Genomic DNA, 23,418 nt, shown 5'->3' with positions numbered 1-23,418 from the left:
ATTAAAGGAGGCGAAAATGGCCCAAGATATTAAAAATGAAGAAGTAAAAGAAGAGGAAGTTGTAGAAACAGCTGAAGAAACAACTCCTGAGAAGTCTGAACTGGACTTGGCAAATGAACGTGCCGAAGAATTTGAAAACAAATACCTTCGTGCTCATGCAGAAATGCAAAACATTCAGCGTCGTGCCAATGAAGAACGTCAACTCTTGCAGCGCTATCGCAGCCAAGATTTGGCGAAAGCAATCTTACCATCATTGGATAACCTCGAACGTGCTCTTGCTGTTGAAGGGTTGACAGATGATGTGAAGAAGGGCTTGGAAATGGTCCAAGAAAGTTTGGTACATGCTCTGAAAGAAGAAGGAATTGAAGAAATTCCAGCAGATGGAGAATTTGACCATAACTACCACATGGCCATCCAAACCGTGCCTGCAGATGACGAACATCCAGCAGATACCATCGCACAAGTCTTCCAAAAAGGCTACAAACTCCATGACCGTATCCTAAGACCGGCTATGGTAGTGGTTTATAACTAGGCAATTCTGACGGTAGCTAAAGCAACTCGTCAGAAAACGGCAATCGCTATGGCGTTTGCCTAGCCTCCTTACTAACTCGTCGTCGAAATAATATCGATTTCGACTTCTCGTGTCGTAACATAATAGGAAACTTGTCCGAAACGACAATAAACTATGAAAGAAAGATAAGAAACGGTTCGGCTTTACCAATAGTGAGCGTAGCGAACCAAAGGCGATACTCTTCGCCGTGGCGGTATTTTCGCAAACTTTGAGACCTGAGGCTCAAAGTTTAGTCAAAGAGATTGACGAAGTCAAGCTCTGACGGCGTCGCCACTTAAGAGAAAATATCAAAAAGAAAAAAAGAAGATAAAACTTAAGGAGAAAAACATATGTCTAAAATTATCGGTATTGACTTAGGTACAACAAACTCAGCAGTAGCAGTTCTTGAAGGAACTGAATCAAAAATCATCGCAAACCCAGAAGGTAACCGTACAACTCCATCTGTAGTGTCATTCAAAAACGGTGAAATCATCGTTGGTGACGCTGCAAAACGTCAAGCAGTCACAAACCCAGATACAGTGATCTCTATTAAATCTAAGATGGGAACTTCTGAAAAAGTTTCTGCTAACGGTAAAGAATACACTCCACAAGAAATCTCAGCTATGATCCTTCAATACTTGAAAGGTTACGCTGAAGATTACCTTGGTGAAAAAGTAACCAAAGCTGTTATTACAGTTCCTGCTTACTTCAACGATGCACAACGTCAAGCAACAAAAGACGCTGGTAAAATTGCTGGTCTTGAAGTAGAACGTATCGTCAACGAACCAACTGCAGCAGCTCTTGCTTATGGTTTGGACAAGACTGACAAAGAAGAAAAAATCTTGGTATTCGACCTTGGTGGTGGTACATTTGACGTATCTATCCTTGAATTGGGTGACGGTGTCTTTGATGTATTGGCAACTGCAGGGGATAACAAACTCGGTGGTGATGACTTTGACCAAAAAATCATCGACCACTTGGTAGCAGAATTCAAGAAAGAAAACGGCATTGACTTGTCAACAGACAAGATGGCTCTTCAACGTTTGAAAGACGCAGCTGAAAAAGCGAAGAAAGACCTTTCTGGTGTGACTTCAACACAAATCAGCTTGCCATTCATCACTGCTGGTGAGGCTGGACCTCTTCACTTGGAAATGACATTGACTCGTGCCAAATTTGACGATTTGACTCGTGACCTTGTAGAACGTACAAAAGTTCCAGTTCGTCAAGCCCTTTCAGATGCAGGTTTGAGCTTGTCAGATATCGACGAAGTGATCCTTGTTGGTGGTTCAACTCGTATTCCTGCCGTTGTAGAAGCCGTTAAAGCTGAAACTGGTAAAGAACCAAATAAATCAGTGAACCCTGATGAAGTTGTTGCTATGGGTGCCGCTATCCAAGGTGGTGTGATCACAGGTGATGTGAAAGACGTTGTCCTTCTTGACGTAACACCATTGTCACTTGGTATCGAAACAATGGGTGGAGTCTTCACAAAACTCATCGACCGTAACACAACTATTCCAACATCTAAATCACAAGTCTTCTCAACTGCAGCAGACAACCAACCAGCCGTTGATATCCACGTTCTTCAAGGTGAACGCCCAATGGCAGCAGATAACAAGACTCTTGGACGCTTCCAATTGACAGATATCCCAGCTGCACCTCGTGGTATCCCACAAATCGAAGTAACATTTGATATCGATAAGAACGGTATCGTATCTGTTAAGGCCAAAGACCTTGGAACTCAAAAAGAACAAACAATTGTTATCCAATCTAACTCAGGTTTGACAGACGAAGAAATCGACCGCATGATGAAAGATGCAGAAGCTAACGCTGAAGCAGATAAGAAACGTAAAGAAGAAGTTGACCTTCGTAACGAAGTAGACCAAGCAATCTTTGCGACTGAAAAGACAATCAAAGAAACTGAAGGTAAAGGCTTCGATGCAGAACGTGATGCTGCCCAAGCTGCCCTTGATGAGCTTAAGAAAGCCCAAGAAGACAACAACTTGGACGAAATGAAAGCAAAACTTGAAGCATTGAACGAAAAAGCTCAAGGACTTGCCGTTAAACTCTATGAACAAGCCGCAGCAGCGCAACAAGCTCAAGCAGGAGCAGAAGGCGCACAAGCAACAGGAAACGCAGGCGATGACGTCGTAGACGGAGAGTTTACTGAAAAGTAAAACAATCCAGTGGATTGTTTTAGCGGAACCTCTTGAAATAAAGAAAGGTTCCGAGATTTTAGGATTCCTTTAATCCGAAACTCAATTCAGCCTTACTAGTTCAAAAACAAAGTATAATCGACTTTGTTTTTGAACGTCGTAATGATAGGAAGAAATCCAGAGGTTGCAACCCAGCCTCTGTTTTTCGGTAAAATAGAGGATGTTGCGTATGAAAAAAGTACTTTGTATCATTTATCCTAACTTTTCTCTTTATGAGATAACCGCTTTAACAAGTACTTTAGCTCTGTCTTTTGACGTCACGATTGATTATGTCGCTTCAGATCATTCGATGGTGGTCTCTGAGGATGGTTTGCCCTGTCAACCGACCAAAACACTAGATCAGATCCGTATAGAAGAGTATTCTTGTGTCATTTTGCCAGGAATGGTGAATATAGGTCCTGCTCTACACGATGAGAAATTGATTTCGTTTTTGAGGGACCTTGGTGATCAAGATATCCTCATTGCAGCCATTTCTTCAGCGCCTCTTTTATTGGCGAAAGCAGGTCTGTTTAAGGACACGAAATTTACAGGTGGAATTTGGCAAAACTTCTTTGACTATTTTAAATTTCTTCCACGTGAAAATTTCCAACCGAAAGTTCTTGTGCAAGATAAACAGATCATTACGGCTATCGGTTTTGCTCATCAAGAGTTTGCAAGAAAAGTAATTCTTAGTCTAGGTTTGGCAGAAAATACTGACAACTATTTTAAAGAACAGAACGAGTACGCTGAAGAGGATTTGATATTTACTCTATCAAACCAAGAATTTGAACAAGTGAAGCAAAGTATAGAAAACATCCTCTAAAGATTACATGAAAATTATAGAAAGGAACAAAGAGTGTTCGCAACTGAACACGAGTTCCAAAGTTTCTAATTCAATATGAAAGAAAGGAATTGACCCCGACCTAAATTCGTGGTTTGATTCACAACATCAATAGAAAGGAACAAAGAGCGTTCGGGGAATTGAACTCGAGCGGAAAGCTTGGAAATTAGATAAACCTCCTAAGAAATCAGGATTTCTTGTCGGTTTCCTAAATTTCAGTCGCTTTCTGTTCGCTCTTAGTATCTTGTATGAACAATACTGAATTTTATGACCGTTTGGGTGTTTCTAAGAATGCGTCTCAAGATGAGATCAAGAAAGCCTATCGGAAATTATCTAAAAAATATCATCCAGATATCAACAAGGATCCTGGAGCTGAGGACAAGTACAAGGAAGTTCAAGAAGCTTATGAAACTTTGAGCGATGAACAGAAACGTGCTGCCTATGACCAATACGGTGCTGCGGGTGCCAATGGTGGTTTTGGTGGTGCTGGCGGTTTCGGTGGCTTCGATGGAGCAGGTGGTTTTGGCGGATTTGAAGATATCTTCTCAAGCTTCTTTGGTGGTGGCGGTGCATCACGTAATCCAAACGCCCCTCGTCAAGGTGACGACCTCCAGTATCGCGTTCATTTGACTTTTGAAGAAGCTATTTTTGGTACAGAAAAGGAAGTCAAATACAATCGTGAAGCAAGCTGTCGTACTTGTAATGGGTCTGGTGCTAAACCTGGAACAAGTCCAGTTACTTGTGGACGCTGTCATGGTTCAGGTGTGATCAATGTTGATACCCAAACACCGCTCGGTATGATGCGTCGCCAGGTAACCTGTGATGTCTGTCATGGCCGTGGTCAAGAAATCAAAGATCCATGTACAACCTGTCATGGAACTGGTCATGAAAAACAAGCCCATAGCGTACACGTAAAAATCCCTGCTGGTGTGGAAACAGGTCAACAAATTCGCCTAGCTGGTCAGGGTGAAGCAGGATTTAATGGAGGCCCTTATGGTGACTTGTACGTGGTGGTTTCAGTTGAAGCTAGTGATAAGTTTGAACGTGAAGGAACTACTATCTTCTACAATTTGAACCTCAATTTTGTTCAAGCAGCACTTGGTGATACAGTAGACATTCCTACAGTTCATGGTGATGTAGAATTAGTCATTCCAGAAGGAACTCAGACTGGTAAACGATTCCGCCTACGTGGTAAAGGTGCGCCTAGCCTTCGTGGTGGTGCCCTTGGTGACCAATACGTGACTGTCAATGTCGTGACTCCAACAGGCTTGAATGACCGCCAAAAAGCAGCCTTGAAAGAATTCGCAGCTGCAGGTGATTTAAAAGTAAATCCAAAGAAAAAAGGCTTCTTTGACCATATTAAGGATGCCTTTGAAGGAGAATAAAGCATAAAGTAAAAAGAGCCTTCGGGCTCTTTTTCGTGCAATCTTTAGGGATTTTAGCATGGGAGAAATCATTCTCAGACTGGTCTGTTATTGATATTTTTGAGTGAGTAAGCTAGCAGCATCCATATCTTGGATGAGTTGCTTGAGTTCCGCTTCCTTGCCAGGTTTCACGGTGACGGTATCAATGTGCTTAATTGCTGAATTATCCTGAATATCCACCAAGGTCAAAGCTTTTTCATAAAATGCGATTCCCTTTTTCATGCTTTCCGAATCATTCAAAGTTAGAATTGTGTAAGAAGAATGTGATTTCTTTCCGTTTTCTCGGAAATACTTCTCGCCTTCCTCCTCTAAAAATTGGAATAAACCATGATTGAATAAGTTGTCTTCTACTGAATGGTAGGAAATATCTCCTGTGTTTAAGACATAGACTTTGAGTCGGTTTTTAGTAAGGTTTGGGCTTTCTTTTAGGACTGGGTGGCTATTGACAACATCATCAGAGAAAGTCACATAAAAATCTAAGCCTCCACCCTCGAATTGATAGCTTCCATTTGATTCTACTTTCTCAGGAGGCAGGTCAAGGGAGATAAAGATTTGTTTTAAGGATTCATTTCCTTCTCGGATGTCACTTGGTGAGGCCTTGAACAGATTGGCCAGTATTAGAAATGCCAGGGCTGTAAGAAGGCAGAGAGCACCACAAACGATCAGGACGATCCGTGTCAGAACTTTAAAAAACTGTTTCATTTTCATGCCCTCCCTGGTCTGTTAGGATCTGCTGACCCAAAATGGCTTTAAAGGGGAATAAGGAAAGTTGGAGATTTTCTTTTACTTAGTTTTCTTCAGTTTCCTGCAATTCTTTTAGTACAGCAAGTCTCGTTTGGACGTCTTTTTCCAGGACTTTAAACTTATAGGTCAAATCTTTTTGATATTCCTTGATGAGTTCTTTTTGTTGGTCGATAATTTGCAGGCTATCTTGGATGATATCCAAGTCATCCTTAATGGCTTCAACACGATCAGTTGTATCTAGAACTTCTTCAGTGATAGCTTGGCGATTCTTAACGAGGAGGTATGAACCGACTGCAGAGCCTGCAAAAAGTAGTAAGTTTGATAGTTTCATAGTGACTCCTTAAGCATTTTTGATCGTTTCAGCGACTTGGGCAAGTTTGTCGAAGTCTGGTTCATGTGCGACAAAGTCAATTTTGAGGTCGTCATCTGCACTATAGCGAGGAACAAGGTGGACATGGGTATGGAAAACGGTTTGTCCAGCAACTTCTTCGCAGTTGGCAATGATATTCATACCTTCAGCTTTGGTGGCTTTCATGACTTTTTGAGCAACCTGTGGTACTTGGGCGAACAGTTGGCTGGCACTTGTAGCGTCCATTTCTAAAAGGTTGCGATAGTGTTCTTTTGGTACGACCAAGGTGTGACCAGGTGTTACTTGTGAGATATCAAGGAAGGCAAGAACTTGATCATCTTCGTAAACCTTTGATGCGGGAATCTCTCCTGCGATAATTTTACAAAAAATGCAATCTGACATAAAATCTACCTCTACTGTATTGAATTTTGATATAATATAGCTACATTATACCAGATTTGGAGAAAATATGTTAGAAATTAAAAATCTGACAGGGGGCTATGTTCATGTCCCTGTCTTGAAAGACGTGTCCTTTACAGTCGAGAGTGGACAGTTGGTCGGTTTGATCGGTCTCAATGGTGCTGGAAAATCAACGACTATCAATGAAATTATTGGACTTTTGACACCTTATAGTGGAGAAATAAACATCGACGGGCTAACCTTAGGTGCCAATCCGCGAGAATATCGTCAGCAGATTGGTTACATTCCTGAAACTCCTAGTTTGTACGAGGAATTGACTCTCAGAGAACATATCGAGACGGTTGCCATGGCCTATGGTATTGAGCAAAATCTAGCTTTTGAACGTGTAGAACCTCTTTTAAAAATGTTCCGTTTAGATCAGAAATTAGATTGGTTCCCTGTTCATTTTTCGAAAGGGATGAAACAGAAGGTCATGATTATCTGTGCCTTTGTCGTGGATCCGAGTCTCTTTATCGTCGATGAACCTTTCCTTGGTCTTGATCCCTTGGCTATTTCAGACTTGATTCAGCTTTTGGATCTTGAAAAGAAAAAAGGCAAGTCTATTCTCATGAGTACCCACGTTCTTGACTCTGCTGAAAAAATATGTGACTCTTTTGTCATTCTTCATAAAGGCCAAGTGAGAGCTAAAGGGGATCTTGAAGAGCTGAGACAAGCTTTTGCCATGCCAGAAGCAAGTCTCAATGATATCTATTTGGCTTTGACCAAAGAGGAGGACAGATGAAAGACTTGTTTCTAAAGCGAAAGCAGGCTTTTCGTAAAGAGTGTGTCGGTTATCTTCGTTATGTGCTCAATGATCACTTTGTCTTGTTTTTACTGGTCTTGGTAGGTTTTCTAGCCTATCAGTATAGTCAGCTGCTCCAGCATTTTCCTGAGAATTATTTACCGATCCGTGGTTTAATTGGGATTGTCTCTGTTTTACTCTTACTTTGGGGAGGAATAGCGACCTATGTGGAAGCGCCTGATAAGCTCTTTCTCTTAGTAGCTGAAGAAGAAGTAAGAGAACATATCCAGAAGCAAAGTCTAGTTTCCTTCATCTTTTGGGTCAGTGTACAGACTCTCTTTTTGCTCTTTTTTGCTCCGTTATTTTTAGCCATGGGTTTGGGCTTAGGAGTTTTTGGGGTCTATGTTCTTCTGTTGGGAGTCGGGAAATATTTCCTGTTTCAGAAAAAAGCTGGCAAGTTTTTTAGTGCAAATCATCTGGACTGGGACTATGTGATTGCCCAAGAAAGTAAACGCAAGCAGTTTTTACTTCGTTTCTTTGCCCTCTTTACCCAAGTTAAGGGAATTTCAAACAGCGTCAAGCGACGAGCTTATCTAGACTTTATCCTAAAAGCAGTTCAGAAGGTGCCGAGCAAGATCTGGCAGAACCTCTATCTTCGTTCTTATTTGCGAAATGGAGATCTTTTTGCCCTCAGTCTTCGTCTCCTCTTTCTATCTTTGCTGGCGTTGATCTTTATCGAGCAAGCTTGGATAGCGACAGCAGTGGTAGTTTTATTTAACTATCTCCTACTCTTCCAGTTGCTGGCCCTCTATCATGCCTTTGATTACCAATATTTGACTCAACTTTTCCCGCTAGACAAGGGGCAAAAGGAAAAAGGGTTACAGGCGGTTGTCCGAGGATTGACTGGTTTTGTTTTATTGGTTCAACTGGTAGTTGGGTTGATCACCCTCCAAGAAAAACTAGCCCTTCTAGCACTCCTTGGAGCTGGACTGGTCTTACAAATTTTGTATCTCCCTTATCAGGTGAAACGTCAGATGCAGGACTAATACTCTTCGAAAATCTCTTCAAACTAGGTCAGCATCCATCTGCAACCTCAAAGCAGTGCTTTGAGCAACCTGCGGCTAGCTTCCTAGTTTGCTCTTTGATTTTCATTGAGTATAACATTGCTTATATGATACTAAAAAAGAAGTTGAGTTCAATCTGTCTCAGCTTCTTTTTAGTTACTACAAGATAAGGGTTGGACCGTAGAGACTTATACTCTTCGAAAATCTCTTCAAACCACGTCAGCTTTATCTGCAACCTCAAAGCGGTGCTTTGATCAACCTGCGGCTAGCTTCCTAGTTTGCTCTTTGATTTTCATTGAGTATAACATTGCTTATATGATACTAAAAAAGAAGTTGAGTTCAATCTGTCTCAGCTTCTTTTTAGTTACTACAAGATAAGGGTTGGCCCGTAGAGACTCAACTTGGTTTTGACTTGGTCAAAGTGGAAGCGGTCATAGGCTCTCCAAGCGGCACGGGTAGGGGCATCTGGATTGAGAGCACTGAGGCCCATGAGAAGACTGGAAGTTTGGTAAAATTTTTCCAGCTCAATCAAGAATCGATTATCCACTGTCTCAGCTTTAGAGAGAAAGCAGAGGATATTGTCCAGTTGCTCCTGGAAACGGACATCGTCAGTTGTTGCCTGTTTGCAGACTTGGTAGGCTTTGTTTAACTCAGTTATCAGTGTCTGAGCTCTTTTGATTGGGTCTGTTTCTGTCATGAGAATTCCTCCTTTGTGATGGTTTTAAAGTTGTTTTAAGCCTTTGTCTTTCTAATCATAGCCTATCACTTTTTACTCTTTTTTTATCTACAAATCTTTAATTGTCATTGAAATTTCCTGAATGGTAATAGCGGGATTTTATGATAAAATAGTTGTAAGGTTATCATGGTTATTTAGTAAAAAATTCAACACTTTAGGAATTTTTGAGGACCGTTTAGGATTTGGTGAAAATTAGTTGCTAGACTTATGATATCCTCTCTACAGGAGGTTTTATCCATGAACTATATCATCATCCAAAAAGAGAAAGAAATTTTTAAATTAAACATAAAGGATATCTACTATATCCAAACGCATCCAAGTAAAGCCCATACCGTGCAGATTTTTACTAAAGAAGCTAGCTTTGATCTGTTTCAAAATTTAAGCAAGCTTGAGAAACAATATGGGGAAACCTTAACGAGATGTCATCGGAATTGTCTGGTCAACCTTGAACGAGTAAAATCCATGGAACTCCAATCAAAGACTCTTTTTCTTGGAGAAGAAGGTCGATATGCTGTTCAGTATTCCAGACGTCGTTATAGAGAAATTCGCCAAAAATGGTTGAAAGAAGGAGAGTAAGAAGATGAGAATTTTTGTTTTAGAAGATGATTTTTCCCAACAAGCAAGAATTGAAACGACGATTGAAAAACTTTTGAAAAAACAGAGTATCATTCCCAGTTCTTTTGAAGTTTTTGGCAAGCCAAACCAACTGCTGGCAGAGGTGCATGAGAAGGGGGCGCATCAGCTTTTCTTTTTGGACATTGAGATTCGAAACGAAGAGATGAAGGGTCTGGAAGTGGCTAGAAAGATTCGGGATCGGGATCCTTATGCCCTGATTGTCTTTGTGACGACTCACTCAGAGTTTATGCCCCTGTCTTTTCGCTACCAAGTTTCAGCTTTGGACTACATTGATAAGGCCTTGTCGGCAGAGGAGTTTGAATCTCGTATCGAGACAGCCCTCCTCTATGCCAATAGTCAAGATAGTAAAAGTCTGGCGGACGATTGCTTTTACTTTAAATCAAAATTTGCTCAATTCCAGTATCCTTTTAAAGAGGTTTACTATCTCGAAACATCCCCAAGACCCCATCGTGTTATCCTCTATACCAAGACAGACAGGTTGGAATTTACGGCGAGTTTAGAGGAGGTTCTCAAGCAGGAGCCACGTCTCTTGCAGTGCCATCGCTCCTTCCTCATCAATCCAACCAATGTAGTTCGTTTGGATAAGAAAGAAAAACTCCTTTTCTTTCCCAATGGTGGAAGCTGTCTGATCGCGCGTTATAAGGTCAGGGAAGTGTCTGAGGTTATCAATAACTTACACTGAGTGAGGTGATGGAATGGAATTAGTTTGGAAGATAGTATATGCGTTTTTGATACCTGGATTGGAATTGTTTATATTTTTTAAGGTGGATGGAATTGTTCTAACTCTGGAGAGAGTTTTTAAGGCCTTTCTTTTTAAGATACTTTTGGCAGTTGTTTTTGTAATGATTAGCTATATAGTAGGAAATAATTACCTATCTTATTTTGTGGAACCCTTGTACGGCATCGGTTTATCTTTCTTGTTTTTAAGAGGGCTTCCTAAAAAACTCCTTCTCTTTTATGGTCTCTTTCCAATGATATTGGTGAATCTCTTTTATAGAGGAGTCTCCTATTTTGTGCTTCCATTTTTGGAGCAAGGGCAGGTGTATGATGACCACTCTTTTATTTGGTTATTTATAAAAATTTTTATTTGCTTTATTTCTCTAGCTTTTTTGAAATGGTTAGACTATGATTTCACTAGCTTGAGAAGGGAGATTCTAGATAAAGATTTTCAAAAGTCCCTGACTAAGATTAACTGGATAATGGGAGCTTACTATTTGGTGATGCAAAGTCTGTCTTATTTTGAATATGTACAAGGTGTTCAATCAACGACTATTCGCCATCTGATTCTGGTGTTTTACTTGCTCTTTTTTATGGGGGTTGTCAAGAGATTGGACACCTACTTGAAGGAAAAACTTCAGGGAAAACTGAACCAAGAGCAGGACTTGCGCTACAAAGATATGGAGCGGTATAGTCTGCATATAGAGGAGCTTTACAAGGAAGTACGGAGCTTTCGTCATGATTATACCAATCTCTTGACTAGCTTACGTCTGGGCATTGAAGAGGAGGATATGGGACAGGTAAAAGAGGTCTACGACTCGGTCTTAAAGGACTCCGTTCAGAAATTGCGGGACAATAAATATGACCTAGGCAGATTGGTAAATGTTCGTGACCGTGCCCTCAAAAGTCTTCTAGCAGGGAAATTTCTAAAAGCCAGAGAAAAGGATATTGTCTTTAATGTCGAAGTTCCTGAAGAGATTCAAGTCGAGAGTATGAGTCTGCTTGATTTTCTGACTATTGTGTCTATCCTTTGTGACAATGCTATTGAAGCTAGTGCAGAGGCTAGTCAACCTCATGTCTCAATCGCCTTTATAAAAAATGGCGCACAGGAGACCTTTATCATTGAAAACTCCATCAAAGAAGAGGGTATAGATGTTTCTGAAATCTTCTCTTTTGGAGTTAGTTCTAAAGGGGAGGACCGAGGTGTTGGTCTCTATACCGTCATGAAGATTGTGGAAAGTTATCCCAATGCCAGTCTCAATACCACCTGTCAAGATCAAGTCTTTCGTCAGGTTTTGGCGGTTCATTTGCTGTCAACTTCTGATTAGAGAATGTGTGAACAAGAGAACCGTGGCATTTTAGGTTGAAAAACACTGCAACGATTTATCCTTATCCAACCTGACTTTTTATAATATTCGAGGAAAAACAAATGAACCAGAAATTTTATTTTATAGCTTGTTCTGTACTGATCATCCTATCCAATCTTCTCATGTTTTCTCTAGTCAACGAAGGAGAAGGTACAGGAGCTAATCTGATTATAATTGTTTCAACCTGTGTCTTACTGCCAGCCTTTTTACATGCAGTTGAAAATCAGCAGACATCATTGATTAGGGCAGAATCCTTGCTCCTCATTCAGATGGCAGTGGTGTCCTTAGTCCGTCTCATCAGCCGAATAGAGAGGACACCTGAAATCTTACATACAGGCCTCACCCTTCTAGTTTTAGCAAGCTGGCTAGCCTTTCTCGTCCTAGCTATCATGAGAATGTATCAGAAAAAAGGGAAGTAAAGTTAAGTACATTTTGATTTGTTAGGTGTTATTAGGGCAAGCATATTTTCCGTGCTTGCTTTTTTTTCTACAATTTAGGAGGTTTTGATGACCATTCATGATTTGGGAGAATTAAGGTCAAAAGGAGTGCTATACTAGCAGTATAAAGGTTGTAACTCAACTAAGATAAAGCACACATTTAGGAGGAAATTTTATGAAGAAAAAAATACTTGTCATTTTCATCTTGTATCTAATCATGTCTCCTCTTGGGGATAGTAATTGGTATCATTTATTTTATACCATAGCCTATCTGATTGCAGTTATAATCTATTTTGCTTTAATGAAAAAGAAAGGAGCAAAGAAATGAAAACTATTCTTGCTAAAAAACGGAACATCTTCCTTGCGAGATTGTTCCTAGGTCAGTTTCCTGTACTGATCTCTACTTATTTATTTCTCTCTCGTCAGTTTTTACATTTTTCCTTAGTTTTTCAATTGCTTTTAGTGGTTGTTAACTTGGCTTCTATTTTGGTGATTGTTTACCTCACTAGAGAAATGAGAGTGAGAAAGTTTGAAGATGATGAGTTGGTCAATCCTAGAACCAATCAACTCATGTTCATCGGATTGACAGGTTTTATGTCTATTATCGGTTTGTATAGAGGTATGACGGCGGCAGAATCCTATCAACAACTGATTGGTTATATTACTTCTGTTCTCTGCTTAATCATCATGCTGCTGCTCATTTGGGGCTTGAAGTATTATAAAAAGTGAGCTCACAAAAAGAACTTACAGGCAGTGTTTTCAGACTGCTGGTTTTTTTAAGAGAAGTTCTTGTAATTTAAGAGTTTTTGACGACCGTTTAAGATTTGGATGCAAAACCTAAAAAAGCAGTGCTATACTGAGTGTGTAAAAGTTACAAGGATACCAATGCTAAACTGAAATAAAGGAGTGATTCTTATGGCGAAAAAAATAATTACGATTGTCATCTTATATGTAATCATGCAAACTTGTCTTTATCCGCTTAGAGGAAATGAGTGGTATTATGTATTGGATGCACTAGCATACTTTGCTTCGGTTTTTATCTTCGTTCAGTTCAATAAAAAATGGAGAAAAAGCCACTTTGAATCTTGAACATAGAAGTTTTATAGGTCTAGAATGGATCATCAAAATCAGATGGATGATTTTAAAATAATATCTGCTAAGGATCATCTGTAAAATGCAAAATTCTTGCATCCTTATTTTGATGATTCTAAATGGAGGAATCAGATGAAAAAGTATGTCGAATTGTTAGATTTATTTGCCCGAGTTGTAATAATATTGCTATCTCTTGTTCTTTGTATAAGAGTACTCATGATTTCAACAGAACTCTGGAGAAATGTCCTTGTACTGGTAAGTACCCCTGTTACGATCTATAGTCTGCTAAAACATAGACCAGGAAAGAAGAACATAAAAAACCTGTGAGAATCTTAAAAGAAAGATTAAAAAGATGCAAGCAAAATATAAAAATCAAATAGTAGAAGTTTGGGAAATTGGTAAAGATACTCCGAAACCAAGTTGGGTAGAAGACGCCTTTCAAAAGAATTACATAGTATGGCTAGACAATCATGTCCGAATTTTAATGGTAGGACTTCAGTCTTCTCTTGTAACCAATCTCAAAATCGGGCTAGTCGGAACAGCAGGAGGAGGTTTTGCTGGTTATAGTATGTATGTCCTTGGCTATCCAGGAGATTATCTTGACCTCACAAATCATAGAGTGGTATCTGCCAAGGCTTTTCATCGAGACTATCAAGTTTTATAAAATGATTAGGTAGAAAAAGGATGATGGTCTATCATTTTGAAAAGAATTGACTACCTAGATGATGAAAAATATAAAGTTTTTAACAGCAACAAAAGTACACAAGGGTAGATGTATTGGCTTATCAAAGTTATGGTGATAGCTACCGAGACTGAATGATAGAGGATTAATACTCAATGAAAATCAAAGAGCAAACTAGGAAGCTAGCCGCAAGCTGTACTTGAGTACGGTAAGGCGACGCTGACGTGGTTTGAATTTGATTTTCGAAGAGTATAAATGATAATTGGTGGCAGTTACGATAGCAAAGCTACGAAGGAGCTTCTATGAAAAAATATTCTATTCTTTTCAAAACGAGTGCAATCCTTTCTTATTTATTTTTGTTTTTCGGATTGTTTTGGACAACCCAATTTTGGAGAAATTATTGGGAGTTCTCGTCTTGGGTAGGAAATGTCATCTGGATCCGAAACATCATCAGTCTTCTCTTTATAGGCCTGATGGTTTGGATTTTAATCAGGTCGGGTCATGCTTATCTCTTTTGTATCCCTAGGAAAAAGTGGTTGAGCTATTCTGTTCTGACGGTGTTAGCAGCTGTCGTGCTTATCTGCTTTAACTATCTGACAGCTAAACACGTTCAGGGGACAAACGAAGGTTGGAATTTGTTTATTGCCTATAGTGAGACCAATTTTGCAGAGTTTGGAGTTTACCTAACCTTAATAGTACTAGGACCTCTGATGGAAGAATTGGTATGTAGGGGGCTACTTCAACATGCCTTCTTTAAGAATTCAAGATGGGGACTGGATATTCTATTTCCGTCGGTTTTGTTCGCCTTACCCCATTTTTCAAGTTTTCCTAGTCTACTAGACATCCTGGTTTATACAGCAGTTGGATGTATATTTGGTGGTTTGACACGCTATACCAAGACTATCTATCCTTCTTACACGATTCATATTGTTAATAATATCATCGCAAACTTACCATTTTTGCTCACTTTTCTACATAGGGTCTTGGGGTAAAAAAACAAAAGGCTTGCTTTTCAGCCATAGAGGAGTTCATCATGTATAAACACTTATTTTTCCTAGATTCAAAAACCTTAGACTGGTTGACACCCTATATTCTAGATTTGGCTTCTGACACCATTGCCTTTAATGTTTTTGTGCTAACCTTTGTATCTGTGGTGGTCTTTTATTTCCTAAATCCCATGCTATCTTTAATGGCTATCTTCTTAGGGGCTGGTTATGTGGTCGGATTTTGGTTACTCAAATGGTTTGTTTTGGAAAGACTAGCACTAAAGGATGACTTGTAGGAAGTCTGTTTGGTGGGGAGGATAATTTTATGGAGTTTTTTGATAAATTTCATGCCTTTTGTTTTGGATTTTTAGTACTAATAATCGTAATTACAGTTCCTTATACGATTAACCATGGGGATTTTTTTCAAAATGAATCTGCATTGATTATTGTAAGTTTTCTAGTAACCTCGCTGAGTGTTGCTTATGCTAGAAAGTTTGAAATGATTTCTTTTGGGATGTTAAGCAAGAAACAACTTTTGCTTTTCATTGCAATCTTTCTTCTAAGTGTGCTTGAGACGCTAGTTTATATTCATTTCTTCGCTGTTTCTTCTGGCGCAGGAGTTCAACACTTGGAGGAAGTCAGCAGAGGAATTTCTCTGTCTTTGATTTTGACTACCTCAGTTTTTGGACCCATCCAGGAGGAACTCATTTTCAGAGGACTTCTTCAAGGTGCGGTTTTTGAAAATTCTTGGTTAGGGCTTGTGCTAACTTCCTCTCTTTTTTCTTTCATGCATGGACCTTCTAATGTCCCTTCGTTTATTTTTTATCTACTTGGGGGCTTGTTACTGGGCTTTGCTTATAAAAAGAGCCAAAATCTATGGGTTTCTACTCTAGTCCATATGTTTTACAACAGTTGGCCACTCTTATTTTATTTATAAAAATCATGAAAGGTAAGTAGGAGATTGTGCTTACCTTTTTCTTTCTATAATGATAATCCAAACCACCCCAGAGGCTTTTATTTGAGAATCAGGTCTGGACTGGTTGACGAATAGCCTAAAAACTAGTAGAATAGTAAGGAAACTTTATACGGAGGAAAGAAATGGACTTGGGTGATATTGAGCTAACGCTGACCCCTATACCTGGGAAAAGCGGAAAAGCTTATATGGGAAGCTACCCTGATGGGAAGCGCGTCTTTATTAAAATGAACACCTCTCCAATCCTACCTGGTTTAGCCAAGGAACAAATCGCTCCTCAATTATTATGGACTCGCCGTTTATCGGATGGGCGTGATATGTGTGCCCAAGAATGGTTGAATGGTAAAATTTTGACCCCTTATGATATGAATCGCAAGCAGATTATCAATATTTTGAGCCGCTTGCATCGTTCGCGTCCTTTGATGACGCAATTGACTCGTTTGGGCTATTCTTTAGAAACACCTTTTGACTTGCTTCAGGCTTGGTTAAAAGATGCTCCAGAATCCTTGAAGAACAATCAATATCTAAGAATGGTAGTAGAGGATTTGCGAGGAAGTTTGCCAAACTTTAGGGAAGATTATGCAACGATCGTTCATGGAGATGTACGACATAGTAATTGGATTGAGACAGAGAGCGGTCTTGTTTATTTAGTGGATTGGGATTCCGTTCGTTTAACGGATCGCATGTTTGATGTAGCGCATATGCTATGTCACTATATTCCAGACTATCAGTGGAAAGAGTGGTTGACTTATTACGGTTACAAATACAACCAAACAGTCATCAACAAACTATTTTGGTATGCTCAGTTATCCTTCTTGAGCCAGATTGCCAAATATTATACAAATGAAGATCTAGAAAATGTCAATCGGGAGATCTATGCCTTGCGCATCTTCCGTGACAAGTATGGAAAGAAGAGATGAGAGTTAGAAATCGTAAAGGGGCAACAGAATTACTAGAGGCTAATCCTCAGTATGTTGTCTTAAATCCTTTAGAAGCCAAAGGGAAATGGCGAGATTTATTTGGAAATGACAATCCTATCCATGTTGAGGTTGGTAGTGGTAAGGGTGCTTTTGTGACAGGTATGGCCAAGCAAAACCCTAATATCAACTATATCGGGATTGATATTCAAAAGTCTGTTTTGAGTTATGCCTTGGACAAGGTCTTGGAAGTTGCTGTACCCAATATCAAGTTGTTGTGGGTTGATGGTTCTGATTTGACCGACTACTTTGAAGATGGTGAGATTGATCGCTTGTACCTGAACTTTTCAGATCCGTGGCCTAAAAAGCGCCATGAAAAACGTCGTCTAACCTATAAGAGTTTCTTGGATACCTTCAAGCGTATCTTGCCTGAACACGGTGAGATTCATTTCAAAACGGATAACCGTGGCTTGTTTGAATATAGCCTAGTGAGTTTTTCTCAATATGGCATGAAGCTCAATGGAGTTTGGTTGGACTTGCACGCCAGCGACTTTGAAGGCAATGTCATGACTGAATATGAAGAAAAATTCTCAAGTAAGGGTCAGGTCATCTATCGAGTTGAGGCAGAATTTTAAGAAAAAGCTTAAAATCAAGCCTTCTGAGTGCTTATACTTTACATAAGTGGTCAAAAGTGCTATACTGTAAGTAAGAATATGAGAAAGTGAGGCGGGGAAATATCTTCGCCTCTTGCTTATGAGGAGGTGGACGCAATCGCAACAATCGTAGAATTAGTCAGAGAAGTTGTAGAACCTGTCATAGAAGCGCCTTTCGAACTCGTGGATATCGAGTATGGAAAGATTGGCAGTGACATGATTCTCAGTATTTTTGTAGATAAACCTGAAGGAATTACCTTGAACGACACGGCAGACTTGACAGAAATTATCAGTCCTGTCCTAGACACCATCAAGCCAGATCCCTTCCCAGAACAATATTTCCTAGAAATCACCAGTCCAGGCTTGGAACGTCCTTTAAAAACCAAGGATGCCGTCGCTGGAGCGGTTGGGAAATACATCCATGTCGGGCTCTACCAAGCCATCGATAAGCAAAAGGTCTTTGAAGGAACCTTGTTGGCCTTCGAAGAGGACGAGTTGATCATGGAATATATGGACAAGACGCGTAAGAAAACGGTCCAAATTCCATACAGTTTAGTATCAAAAGCACGTTTAGCAGTAAAATTATAGAAAAAGAAAGGATAGCTTTTGAGGATTCAAAAGTGAAGAAAACATGAGTAAAGAAATGCTAGAGGCCTTCCGCATTTTGGAAGAAGACAAGGGAATCAAAAAAGAAGACATCATCGACGCAGTAGTAGAGTCGCTTCGTTCCGCTTATCGCAGACGCTATGGTCAATCAGACAGCGTAGCTATTGATTTCAATGAAAAAACAGGTGATTTCACAGTCTATACTGTTCGTGAAGTTGTGGATGAAGTCTTTGATAGCCGTTTGGAAATCAGCTTGAAAGATGCTCTTGCCATTAATTCAGCCTACGAGCTTGGTGACAAGATCAAGTTTGAAGAAGCACCTGCTGAGTTTGGTCGTGTAGCAGCTCAATCTGCCAAACAAACCATCATGGAAAAAATGCGCAAGCAAACACGTGCCATCACTTACAATACTTACAAAGAACATGAGCAAGAAATCATGTCTGGTACAGTAGAACGCTTTGACAACCGCTTTATCTATGTCAACCTCGGCAGCATCGAAGCCCAATTGTCAAAACAAGACCAAATTCCTGGAGAAGTTTTTGCTTCTCATGATCGTATCGAAGTTTATGTCTACAAGGTTGAAGACAACCCTCGCGGTGTCAATGTCTTTGTTAGCCGTAGCCATCCAGAAATGATCAAACGCTTGATGGAGCAAGAAATTCCAGAAGTTTATGACGGAACGGTTGAAATCATGAGCGTAGCTCGTGAAGCTGGTGACCGTACGAAGGTTGCAGTTCGTAGCCATAATCCAAACGTGGACGCTATCGGTACAATCGTTGGACGTGGTGGTGCTAATATCAAGAAGATTACTAGCAAGTTCCACCCAGCTCGCTACGATGCCAAGAGTGACCGTATGGTGCCAATCGAAGAAAACATCGACGTTATCGAGTGGGTAGCAGATCCAGCTGAATTTATCTACAATGCCATCGCTCCTGCTGAAGTTGATCAAGTTATCTTTGACGAAAACGACAGCAAACGTGCCTTGGTGGTTGTTCCTGATAACAAGCTTTCTCTTGCAATCGGTCGTCGTGGGCAAAACGTTCGCTTGGCAGCTCACTTGACTGGTTACCGTATCGATATCAAGTCTGCTAGCGAATTTGAAGCCATGGAAGATGCTGCTTCAGTAGAGTTGGAAGCAGAAAACGATACTGTAGAAGAATAAAAGCTGCTAGAGGAGGGAAAGATGAAAACAAGAAAAATCCCTTTGCGCAAGTCTGTTGTCTCTAATGAAGTGATTGATAAGCGTGATTTGCTCCGCATTGTCAAGAACAAGGAAGGACAAGTCTTTATCGATCCGACAGGCAAGGCCAATGGCCGCGGCGCTTATATCAAGCTAGACAATGCAGAAGCCCTAGAGGCGAAAAAAAAGAAGGTCTTTAACCGCAGCTTTAATATGGAAGTTGAAGAAAGCTTTTATGACGAGTTGATCGCTTATGTGGATCACAAAGTGAAAAGAAGAGAGTTAGGACTTGAATAAGCAAAAGATAAGCAATCTCTTGGGACTTGCTCAGCGAGCAGGGCGGATCATATCGGGTGAAGAATTGGTAGTCAAGGCCATTCAAGACGGCAAGGCCAAGTTGGTCTTTCTAGCCCATGATGCTGGACCCAATCTAACCAAGAAGATTCAAGATAAAAGTCATTATTATCAAGTAGAAATTGTAACCGTGTTTTCAACACTGGAATTAAGCATAGCAGTCGGGAAATCGAGAAAGGTTTTGGCTGTGACAGATGCTGGATTTACAAAGAAAATGAGGTCTCTTATGGAATAGAAGAGGAGGACATGATTTGTCTAAGAAAAGATTGTACGAAATCGCAAAAGAACTTGGAAAAGAAAGTAAAGAAGTTGTAGCGCGTGCAAAAGAGTTGGGCTTGGATGTGAAAAGCCACTCATCAAGTGTGGAAGAAGCTGTCGCTGCAAAAATCGCTGCCAGCTTTAAGCCTGCAGCTGCTCCGAAAGAAGAAGCAAAACCTGCAGCACCAAAAGCAAGTGCAGAAAAGAAAGCCGAAAAATCTGAGCCAGCTAAATCAGCTGTAGCTAAGGAAGAGGCAAAAACGGCTGAGCCAGTTGCTCCGAAGGCAGAAAAAGTAGTAGCTAAACCGCAAAGTCGTAATTTTAAGGCTGAGCGTGAAGCCCGTGCCAAAGAGCAGGCAGAACGACGCAAGCAAAATAAAGGCAATAACCGTGACCAACAACAAAACGGAAACCGTCAGAAAAACGACGGCCGTAATGGTGGAAAACAAGGTCAAGGTAATCGCGACAATCGTCGCTTTAATGACCAAGCTAAGAAACAGCAAGGCCAGCAAAATCGTGGAAACGATCGCCGTCAACAAGAGGACAAACGTCCAAATCAATCGGCTCCACGTATTGACTTTAAAGCCCGTGCAGCAGCCCTAAAAGCAGAACAAAATGCAGAGTACGCACGTTCAAGTGAGGAACGTTTCAAACAGACTCAGGCTGCCAAAGAAGCCTTGGCCCAAGCAAACAAACGCAAGGAGCCAGAGGAAATCTTTGAAGAAGTGGCTAAGTTAGCTGAACAAGCGCAACAAGCACAGCAAGTTCAAGCAGTGGTTGAAGTCGTCCCTGAGAAAACAGAACCTGCAGTGGATACACGTCGTAAAAAACAAGCTCGACCAGACAAAAATCGTGACGATTATGATCACGAAGAAGATGGTCCTAGAAAACAACAAAAGAATCGAAGTAGTCAAAATCAAGTGAGAAATCAAAAGAATAGTAACTGGAATAACAACAAAAAGAACAAAAAAGGCAATAACAAGAACAACCGCAATCAGGCTCCAAAACCTGTTACAGAGCGTAAATTCCATGAATTGCCAACAGAATTTGAATATACAGATGGTATGACCGTTGCGGAAATCGCAAAACGTATCAAACGTGAACCAGCTGAAATCGTTAAGAAACTTTTCATGATGGGTGTCATGGCCACACAAAACCAATCCTTGGATGGGGAAACAATTGAACTCCTCATGGTGGATTATGGTATCGAAGCCAAACAAAAAGTTGAAGTGGATAATGCCGACATCGAACGTTTCTTTGTCGAAGATGGTTATCTCAATGAAGATGAATTGGTTGAGCGTCCACCAGTTGTAACTATCATGGGACACGTTGACCATGGTAAGACAACACTCCTAGATACCCTTCGTAACTCTCGTGTTGCGACAGGTGAAGCCGGTGGTATCACTCAGCATATCGGTGCCTACCAAATCGTTGAAAATGGCAAGAAGATTACCTTCCTTGATACACCAGGACACGCGGCCTTTACATCTATGCGTGCGCGAGGTGCTTCTGTTACCGATATTACTATCTTGGTCGTAGCGGCAGATGATGGGGTTATGCCACAGACTATCGAAGCCATCAACCACTCAAAAGCAGCTAATGTTCCAATCATCGTAGCCATCAACAAGATTGATAAACCAGGTGCCAACCCAGAACGTGTGATCGGTGAATTGGCTGAACATGGTGTTATGTCAACAGCTTGGGGTGGAGATTCTGAGTTTGTAGAAATATCAGCCAAGTTCAACCAAAACATCGATGAACTTTTGGAAACTGTTCTACTTGTGGCTGAAATCCAAGAACTCAAAGCAGATCCAACAGTTCGTGCCATTGGTACTGTTATTGAAGCTCGTTTGGATAAAGGAAAAGGTGCAGTTGCGACCCTCCTTGTCCAACAAGGTACTTTGAACGTTCAAGATCCAATCGTTGTCGGAAATACTTTCGGACGTGTTCGTGCCATGACCAACGACCTTGGACGTCGTGTTAAGGTTGCAGGCCCATCAACACCAGTATCGATCACTGGTTTGAACGAAGCGCCAATGGCGGGTGACCACTTTGCTGTTTACGAAGATGAAAAATCTGCTCGTGCAGCTGGTGAAGAACGTGCTAAACGTGCTCTTATGAAGCAACGTCAAGCTACACAACGTGTCAGCCTTGAAAATCTCTTTGATACCCTTAAAGCTGGTGAACTCAAGTCAGTTAACGTCATTATCAAGGCAGACGTACAAGGTTCTGTTGAAGCACTTTCTGCTTCACTTCAAAAGATTGATGTGGAAGGCGTTAAAGTAACCATTGTTCACTCAGCAGTTGGTGCTATCAATGAATCTGACGTGACTCTTGCCGAGGCTTCAAATGCCTTTATCGTTGGTTTCAATGTGCGTCCTACACCACAAGCTCGTCAACAAGCAGAAGCTGACGATGTAGAAATCCGTCTCCACAGCATCATTTACAAGGTTATCGAAGAGATGGAAGAAGCCATGAAAGGGATGCTTGACCCAGAATTTAAAGAAAAAGTTATTGGTGAAGCGATCATCCGAGAAACCTTCAAGGTATCTAAAGTGGGAACAATCGGAGGATTCATGGTTACCAGCGGTAAAGTTACCCGTGACTCTAAAGTCCGTGTTATCCGTGATGGTGTTGTTATTTACGATGGCGCTCTAGCTAGCTTGAAACACTATAAAGATGACGTTAAAGAAGTTACAAACGGCCGTGAAGGTGGTCTCATGATTGACGGCTACAATGATCTTAAGATGGATGATGTGATTGAAGCCTACATCATGGAAGAAATCAAGAGATAATTTTTTGCTCCTTTCTCAGGTGGTGAGGGACGCAAGCAAACCCATGGTTTCATTGCTTATTTTTGAGCCTAGAGTCTCAAAAATCCCCTGTGCTAGAACTGATTTATCAGTTCTAGCACTTTCACCACGGCGAAAGAAGCGGATGAGTTCAAATTGCACTTCGTTTCAATTTGAATTGAAAATCAATAAGTTTAAAAAAAGCTAGGTCTGCTGGCCTAGCTTTTGGTTCAATTGAGAGAAAGGAAAAAAGCATGGCAAATCATTTCCGTACGGATCGTGTGGGCATGGAGATCAAGCGCGAAGTCAATGAGATTTTGCAAAAGAAAGTCCGTGATCCGCGTGTCCAAGGTGTGACCATCACTGATGTTCAGATGCTAGGTGACTTGTCTGTTGCTAAGGTCTACTACACTATTTTGAGTAACCTGGCTTCAGATAATCAAAAAGCTCAAGTCGGACTTGAAAAAGCAACTGGTACTATCAAACGTGAACTGGGTCGCAATTTGAAATTGTACAAAATTCCAGACTTAACTTTCGTCAAAGACGAATCCATCGAATATGGAAACAAGATTGACGAGATGCTACGCAATCTGGATAAAAACTAAGTAGAAAGAGGGGCAACCCTCTTTTTTGTGGCTATAAGTCGGTCATTGTCTATTCAGATTAT

Annotated in this window: 28 protein-coding genes; 24 read left to right on the top strand and 4 right to left on the bottom strand. The window is 40.6% G+C overall.

Annotation, left to right across the window (positions count from 1 at the left end; translation table 11 throughout):
• Window positions 1-16: 16 nt before the first annotated feature.
• The 4 genes from grpE (at window position 17) to dnaJ (ending at window position 4,968) form a co-directional block, all read left to right on the top strand.
• The gene (gene grpE, locus QEZ38_RS04770) at window positions 17-532 is read left to right on the top strand and encodes a nucleotide exchange factor GrpE (RefSeq protein ID WP_045763635.1); all 516 of its coding nucleotides are present in this window, start codon (window positions 17-19) and stop codon (window positions 530-532) included.
• A 368-nt stretch (window positions 533-900) separates the two neighbouring features.
• Window positions 901-2,724, top strand: coding sequence for a molecular chaperone DnaK (gene dnaK, locus QEZ38_RS04765; RefSeq protein ID WP_281335183.1), 1,824 nt, complete (start codon window positions 901-903; stop codon window positions 2,722-2,724).
• A gap of 208 nt (window positions 2,725-2,932) precedes the next feature.
• Window positions 2,933-3,565 (top strand): DJ-1/PfpI family protein, encoded by a 633-nt coding sequence (locus QEZ38_RS04760; RefSeq protein WP_281335182.1) that lies wholly within the window; start codon window positions 2,933-2,935, stop codon window positions 3,563-3,565.
• Between the two features lie 266 nt (window positions 3,566-3,831).
• Window positions 3,832-4,968 carry a molecular chaperone DnaJ gene (gene dnaJ / locus QEZ38_RS04755; RefSeq protein WP_049530135.1) on the top strand — a complete coding sequence of 379 codons (1,137 nt, stop codon included), beginning with the start codon at window positions 3,832-3,834 and terminating at the stop codon, window positions 4,966-4,968.
• Between the two features lie 87 nt (window positions 4,969-5,055).
• Here dnaJ and QEZ38_RS04750 read toward each other — a convergent pair whose 3' ends face one another.
• The 3 genes from QEZ38_RS04750 to QEZ38_RS04740 all read right to left on the bottom strand — a co-directional run bounded on the left by QEZ38_RS04750 (window position 5,056) and on the right by QEZ38_RS04740 (window position 6,502).
• Complete coding sequence (locus tag QEZ38_RS04750; RefSeq protein ID WP_281335181.1) at window positions 5,056-5,709, bottom strand: hypothetical protein; 654 nt, start codon at window positions 5,707-5,709, stop codon at window positions 5,056-5,058.
• Window positions 5,710-5,794: 85 nt separating this feature from the next.
• Complete coding sequence (locus tag QEZ38_RS04745; RefSeq protein WP_045763640.1) at window positions 5,795-6,082, bottom strand: hypothetical protein; 288 nt, start codon at window positions 6,080-6,082, stop codon at window positions 5,795-5,797.
• Window positions 6,083-6,091: 9 nt separating this feature from the next.
• Entirely contained in the window at window positions 6,092-6,502 is a 411-nt protein-coding gene (locus tag QEZ38_RS04740) for an HIT family protein (RefSeq protein WP_281335180.1), read from the bottom strand.
• Window positions 6,503-6,569: 67 nt separating this feature from the next.
• Here QEZ38_RS04740 and QEZ38_RS04735 point away from each other — a divergent pair, with 67 nt between their 5' ends.
• Window positions 6,570-7,301 (top strand): ABC transporter ATP-binding protein, encoded by a 732-nt coding sequence (locus QEZ38_RS04735; protein ID WP_281335179.1) that lies wholly within the window; start codon window positions 6,570-6,572, stop codon window positions 7,299-7,301.
• Complete coding sequence (locus QEZ38_RS04730; protein ID WP_281335178.1) at window positions 7,298-8,347, top strand: ABC transporter permease; 1,050 nt, start codon at window positions 7,298-7,300, stop codon at window positions 8,345-8,347. Before QEZ38_RS04735 ends, QEZ38_RS04730 begins: the two co-directional genes overlap by 4 nt.
• 385 nt (window positions 8,348-8,732) lie before the next feature.
• Here QEZ38_RS04730 and QEZ38_RS04725 read toward each other — a convergent pair whose 3' ends face one another.
• Window positions 8,733-9,062: a hypothetical protein gene (locus QEZ38_RS04725; RefSeq protein WP_049549671.1), complete on the bottom strand. Its 330-nt coding sequence runs from the start codon at window positions 9,060-9,062 to the stop codon at window positions 8,733-8,735.
• A gap of 276 nt (window positions 9,063-9,338) precedes the next feature.
• Here QEZ38_RS04725 and QEZ38_RS04720 point away from each other — a divergent pair, with 276 nt between their 5' ends.
• The 18 genes from QEZ38_RS04720 (at window position 9,339) to rbfA (ending at window position 23,356) form a co-directional block, all read left to right on the top strand.
• Complete coding sequence (locus QEZ38_RS04720) at window positions 9,339-9,677, top strand: LytTR family DNA-binding domain-containing protein (RefSeq protein WP_248034717.1); 339 nt, start codon at window positions 9,339-9,341, stop codon at window positions 9,675-9,677.
• Between the two features lie 4 nt (window positions 9,678-9,681).
• Window positions 9,682-10,419 carry a response regulator transcription factor gene (locus QEZ38_RS04715; RefSeq protein WP_248034716.1) on the top strand — a complete coding sequence of 246 codons (738 nt, stop codon included), beginning with the start codon at window positions 9,682-9,684 and terminating at the stop codon, window positions 10,417-10,419.
• A gap of 13 nt (window positions 10,420-10,432) precedes the next feature.
• The gene (locus QEZ38_RS04710) at window positions 10,433-11,782 is read left to right on the top strand and encodes a sensor histidine kinase (RefSeq protein WP_281335177.1); all 1,350 of its coding nucleotides are present in this window, start codon (window positions 10,433-10,435) and stop codon (window positions 11,780-11,782) included.
• A 101-nt stretch (window positions 11,783-11,883) separates the two neighbouring features.
• Window positions 11,884-12,240, top strand: coding sequence for a hypothetical protein (locus tag QEZ38_RS04705; RefSeq protein WP_281335176.1), 357 nt, complete (start codon window positions 11,884-11,886; stop codon window positions 12,238-12,240).
• A gap of 193 nt (window positions 12,241-12,433) precedes the next feature.
• Window positions 12,434-12,586, top strand: coding sequence for a hypothetical protein (locus QEZ38_RS04700; RefSeq protein WP_049527004.1), 153 nt, complete (start codon window positions 12,434-12,436; stop codon window positions 12,584-12,586).
• A complete protein-coding gene (locus tag QEZ38_RS04695; protein WP_281335175.1) occupies window positions 12,583-12,987 on the top strand; it encodes an immunity protein in 405 nt (134 codons plus the stop codon). The genes QEZ38_RS04700 and QEZ38_RS04695 overlap by 4 nt, the downstream gene beginning before the upstream one ends.
• Before the next feature lie 715 nt (window positions 12,988-13,702).
• On the top strand, window positions 13,703-14,014 hold the full coding sequence (locus QEZ38_RS04690; protein ID WP_281335174.1) for a role in replication: 312 nt from the start codon (window positions 13,703-13,705) through the stop codon (window positions 14,012-14,014).
• A 320-nt stretch (window positions 14,015-14,334) separates the two neighbouring features.
• On the top strand, window positions 14,335-15,024 hold the full coding sequence (locus tag QEZ38_RS04685) for a CPBP family intramembrane glutamic endopeptidase (RefSeq protein WP_281335173.1): 690 nt from the start codon (window positions 14,335-14,337) through the stop codon (window positions 15,022-15,024).
• Window positions 15,025-15,065: 41 nt separating this feature from the next.
• On the top strand, window positions 15,066-15,314 hold the full coding sequence (gene blpZ / locus QEZ38_RS04680) for an immunity protein BlpZ (protein WP_153225107.1): 249 nt from the start codon (window positions 15,066-15,068) through the stop codon (window positions 15,312-15,314).
• Window positions 15,315-15,343: 29 nt separating this feature from the next.
• Complete coding sequence (locus QEZ38_RS04675; protein WP_153225106.1) at window positions 15,344-15,955, top strand: CPBP family intramembrane glutamic endopeptidase; 612 nt, start codon at window positions 15,344-15,346, stop codon at window positions 15,953-15,955.
• Window positions 15,956-16,116: 161 nt separating this feature from the next.
• The gene (gene ccrZ / locus QEZ38_RS04670; protein WP_000362994.1) at window positions 16,117-16,911 is read left to right on the top strand and encodes a cell cycle regulator CcrZ; all 795 of its coding nucleotides are present in this window, start codon (window positions 16,117-16,119) and stop codon (window positions 16,909-16,911) included.
• Window positions 16,908-17,543, top strand: a complete 636-nt coding sequence (gene trmB, locus QEZ38_RS04665; RefSeq protein WP_049504281.1) for a tRNA (guanosine(46)-N7)-methyltransferase TrmB — start codon at window positions 16,908-16,910, stop codon at window positions 17,541-17,543. The genes ccrZ and trmB overlap by 4 nt, the downstream gene beginning before the upstream one ends.
• A 126-nt stretch (window positions 17,544-17,669) precedes the next feature.
• Window positions 17,670-18,149 (top strand): ribosome maturation factor RimP, encoded by a 480-nt coding sequence (gene rimP, locus QEZ38_RS04660; RefSeq protein WP_080977204.1) that lies wholly within the window; start codon window positions 17,670-17,672, stop codon window positions 18,147-18,149.
• 43 nt (window positions 18,150-18,192) lie between these two features.
• Window positions 18,193-19,329, top strand: coding sequence for a transcription termination factor NusA (gene nusA, locus QEZ38_RS04655; RefSeq protein WP_261074122.1), 1,137 nt, complete (start codon window positions 18,193-18,195; stop codon window positions 19,327-19,329).
• Between the two features lie 21 nt (window positions 19,330-19,350).
• On the top strand, window positions 19,351-19,644 hold the full coding sequence (gene rnpM / locus QEZ38_RS04650) for an RNase P modulator RnpM (protein WP_000857560.1): 294 nt from the start codon (window positions 19,351-19,353) through the stop codon (window positions 19,642-19,644).
• Window positions 19,637-19,936 (top strand): YlxQ-related RNA-binding protein, encoded by a 300-nt coding sequence (locus tag QEZ38_RS04645; RefSeq protein ID WP_001041390.1) that lies wholly within the window; start codon window positions 19,637-19,639, stop codon window positions 19,934-19,936. The genes rnpM and QEZ38_RS04645 overlap by 8 nt, the downstream gene beginning before the upstream one ends.
• A 16-nt stretch (window positions 19,937-19,952) precedes the next feature.
• Window positions 19,953-22,754 carry a translation initiation factor IF-2 gene (gene infB, locus QEZ38_RS04640; protein ID WP_281335172.1) on the top strand — a complete coding sequence of 934 codons (2,802 nt, stop codon included), beginning with the start codon at window positions 19,953-19,955 and terminating at the stop codon, window positions 22,752-22,754.
• A 251-nt stretch (window positions 22,755-23,005) separates the two neighbouring features.
• A complete protein-coding gene (rbfA, locus tag QEZ38_RS04635; protein ID WP_001273602.1) occupies window positions 23,006-23,356 on the top strand; it encodes a 30S ribosome-binding factor RbfA in 351 nt (116 codons plus the stop codon).
• Window positions 23,357-23,418 lie beyond the last annotated feature (62 nt).

Origin of the sequence: Streptococcus taonis (genome assembly GCF_029948085.1) — a bacterium.
Classification (GTDB): domain Bacteria; phylum Bacillota; class Bacilli; order Lactobacillales; family Streptococcaceae; genus Streptococcus; species Streptococcus taonis.
This window is presented reverse-complemented; position numbering and strand designations above follow the sequence as displayed.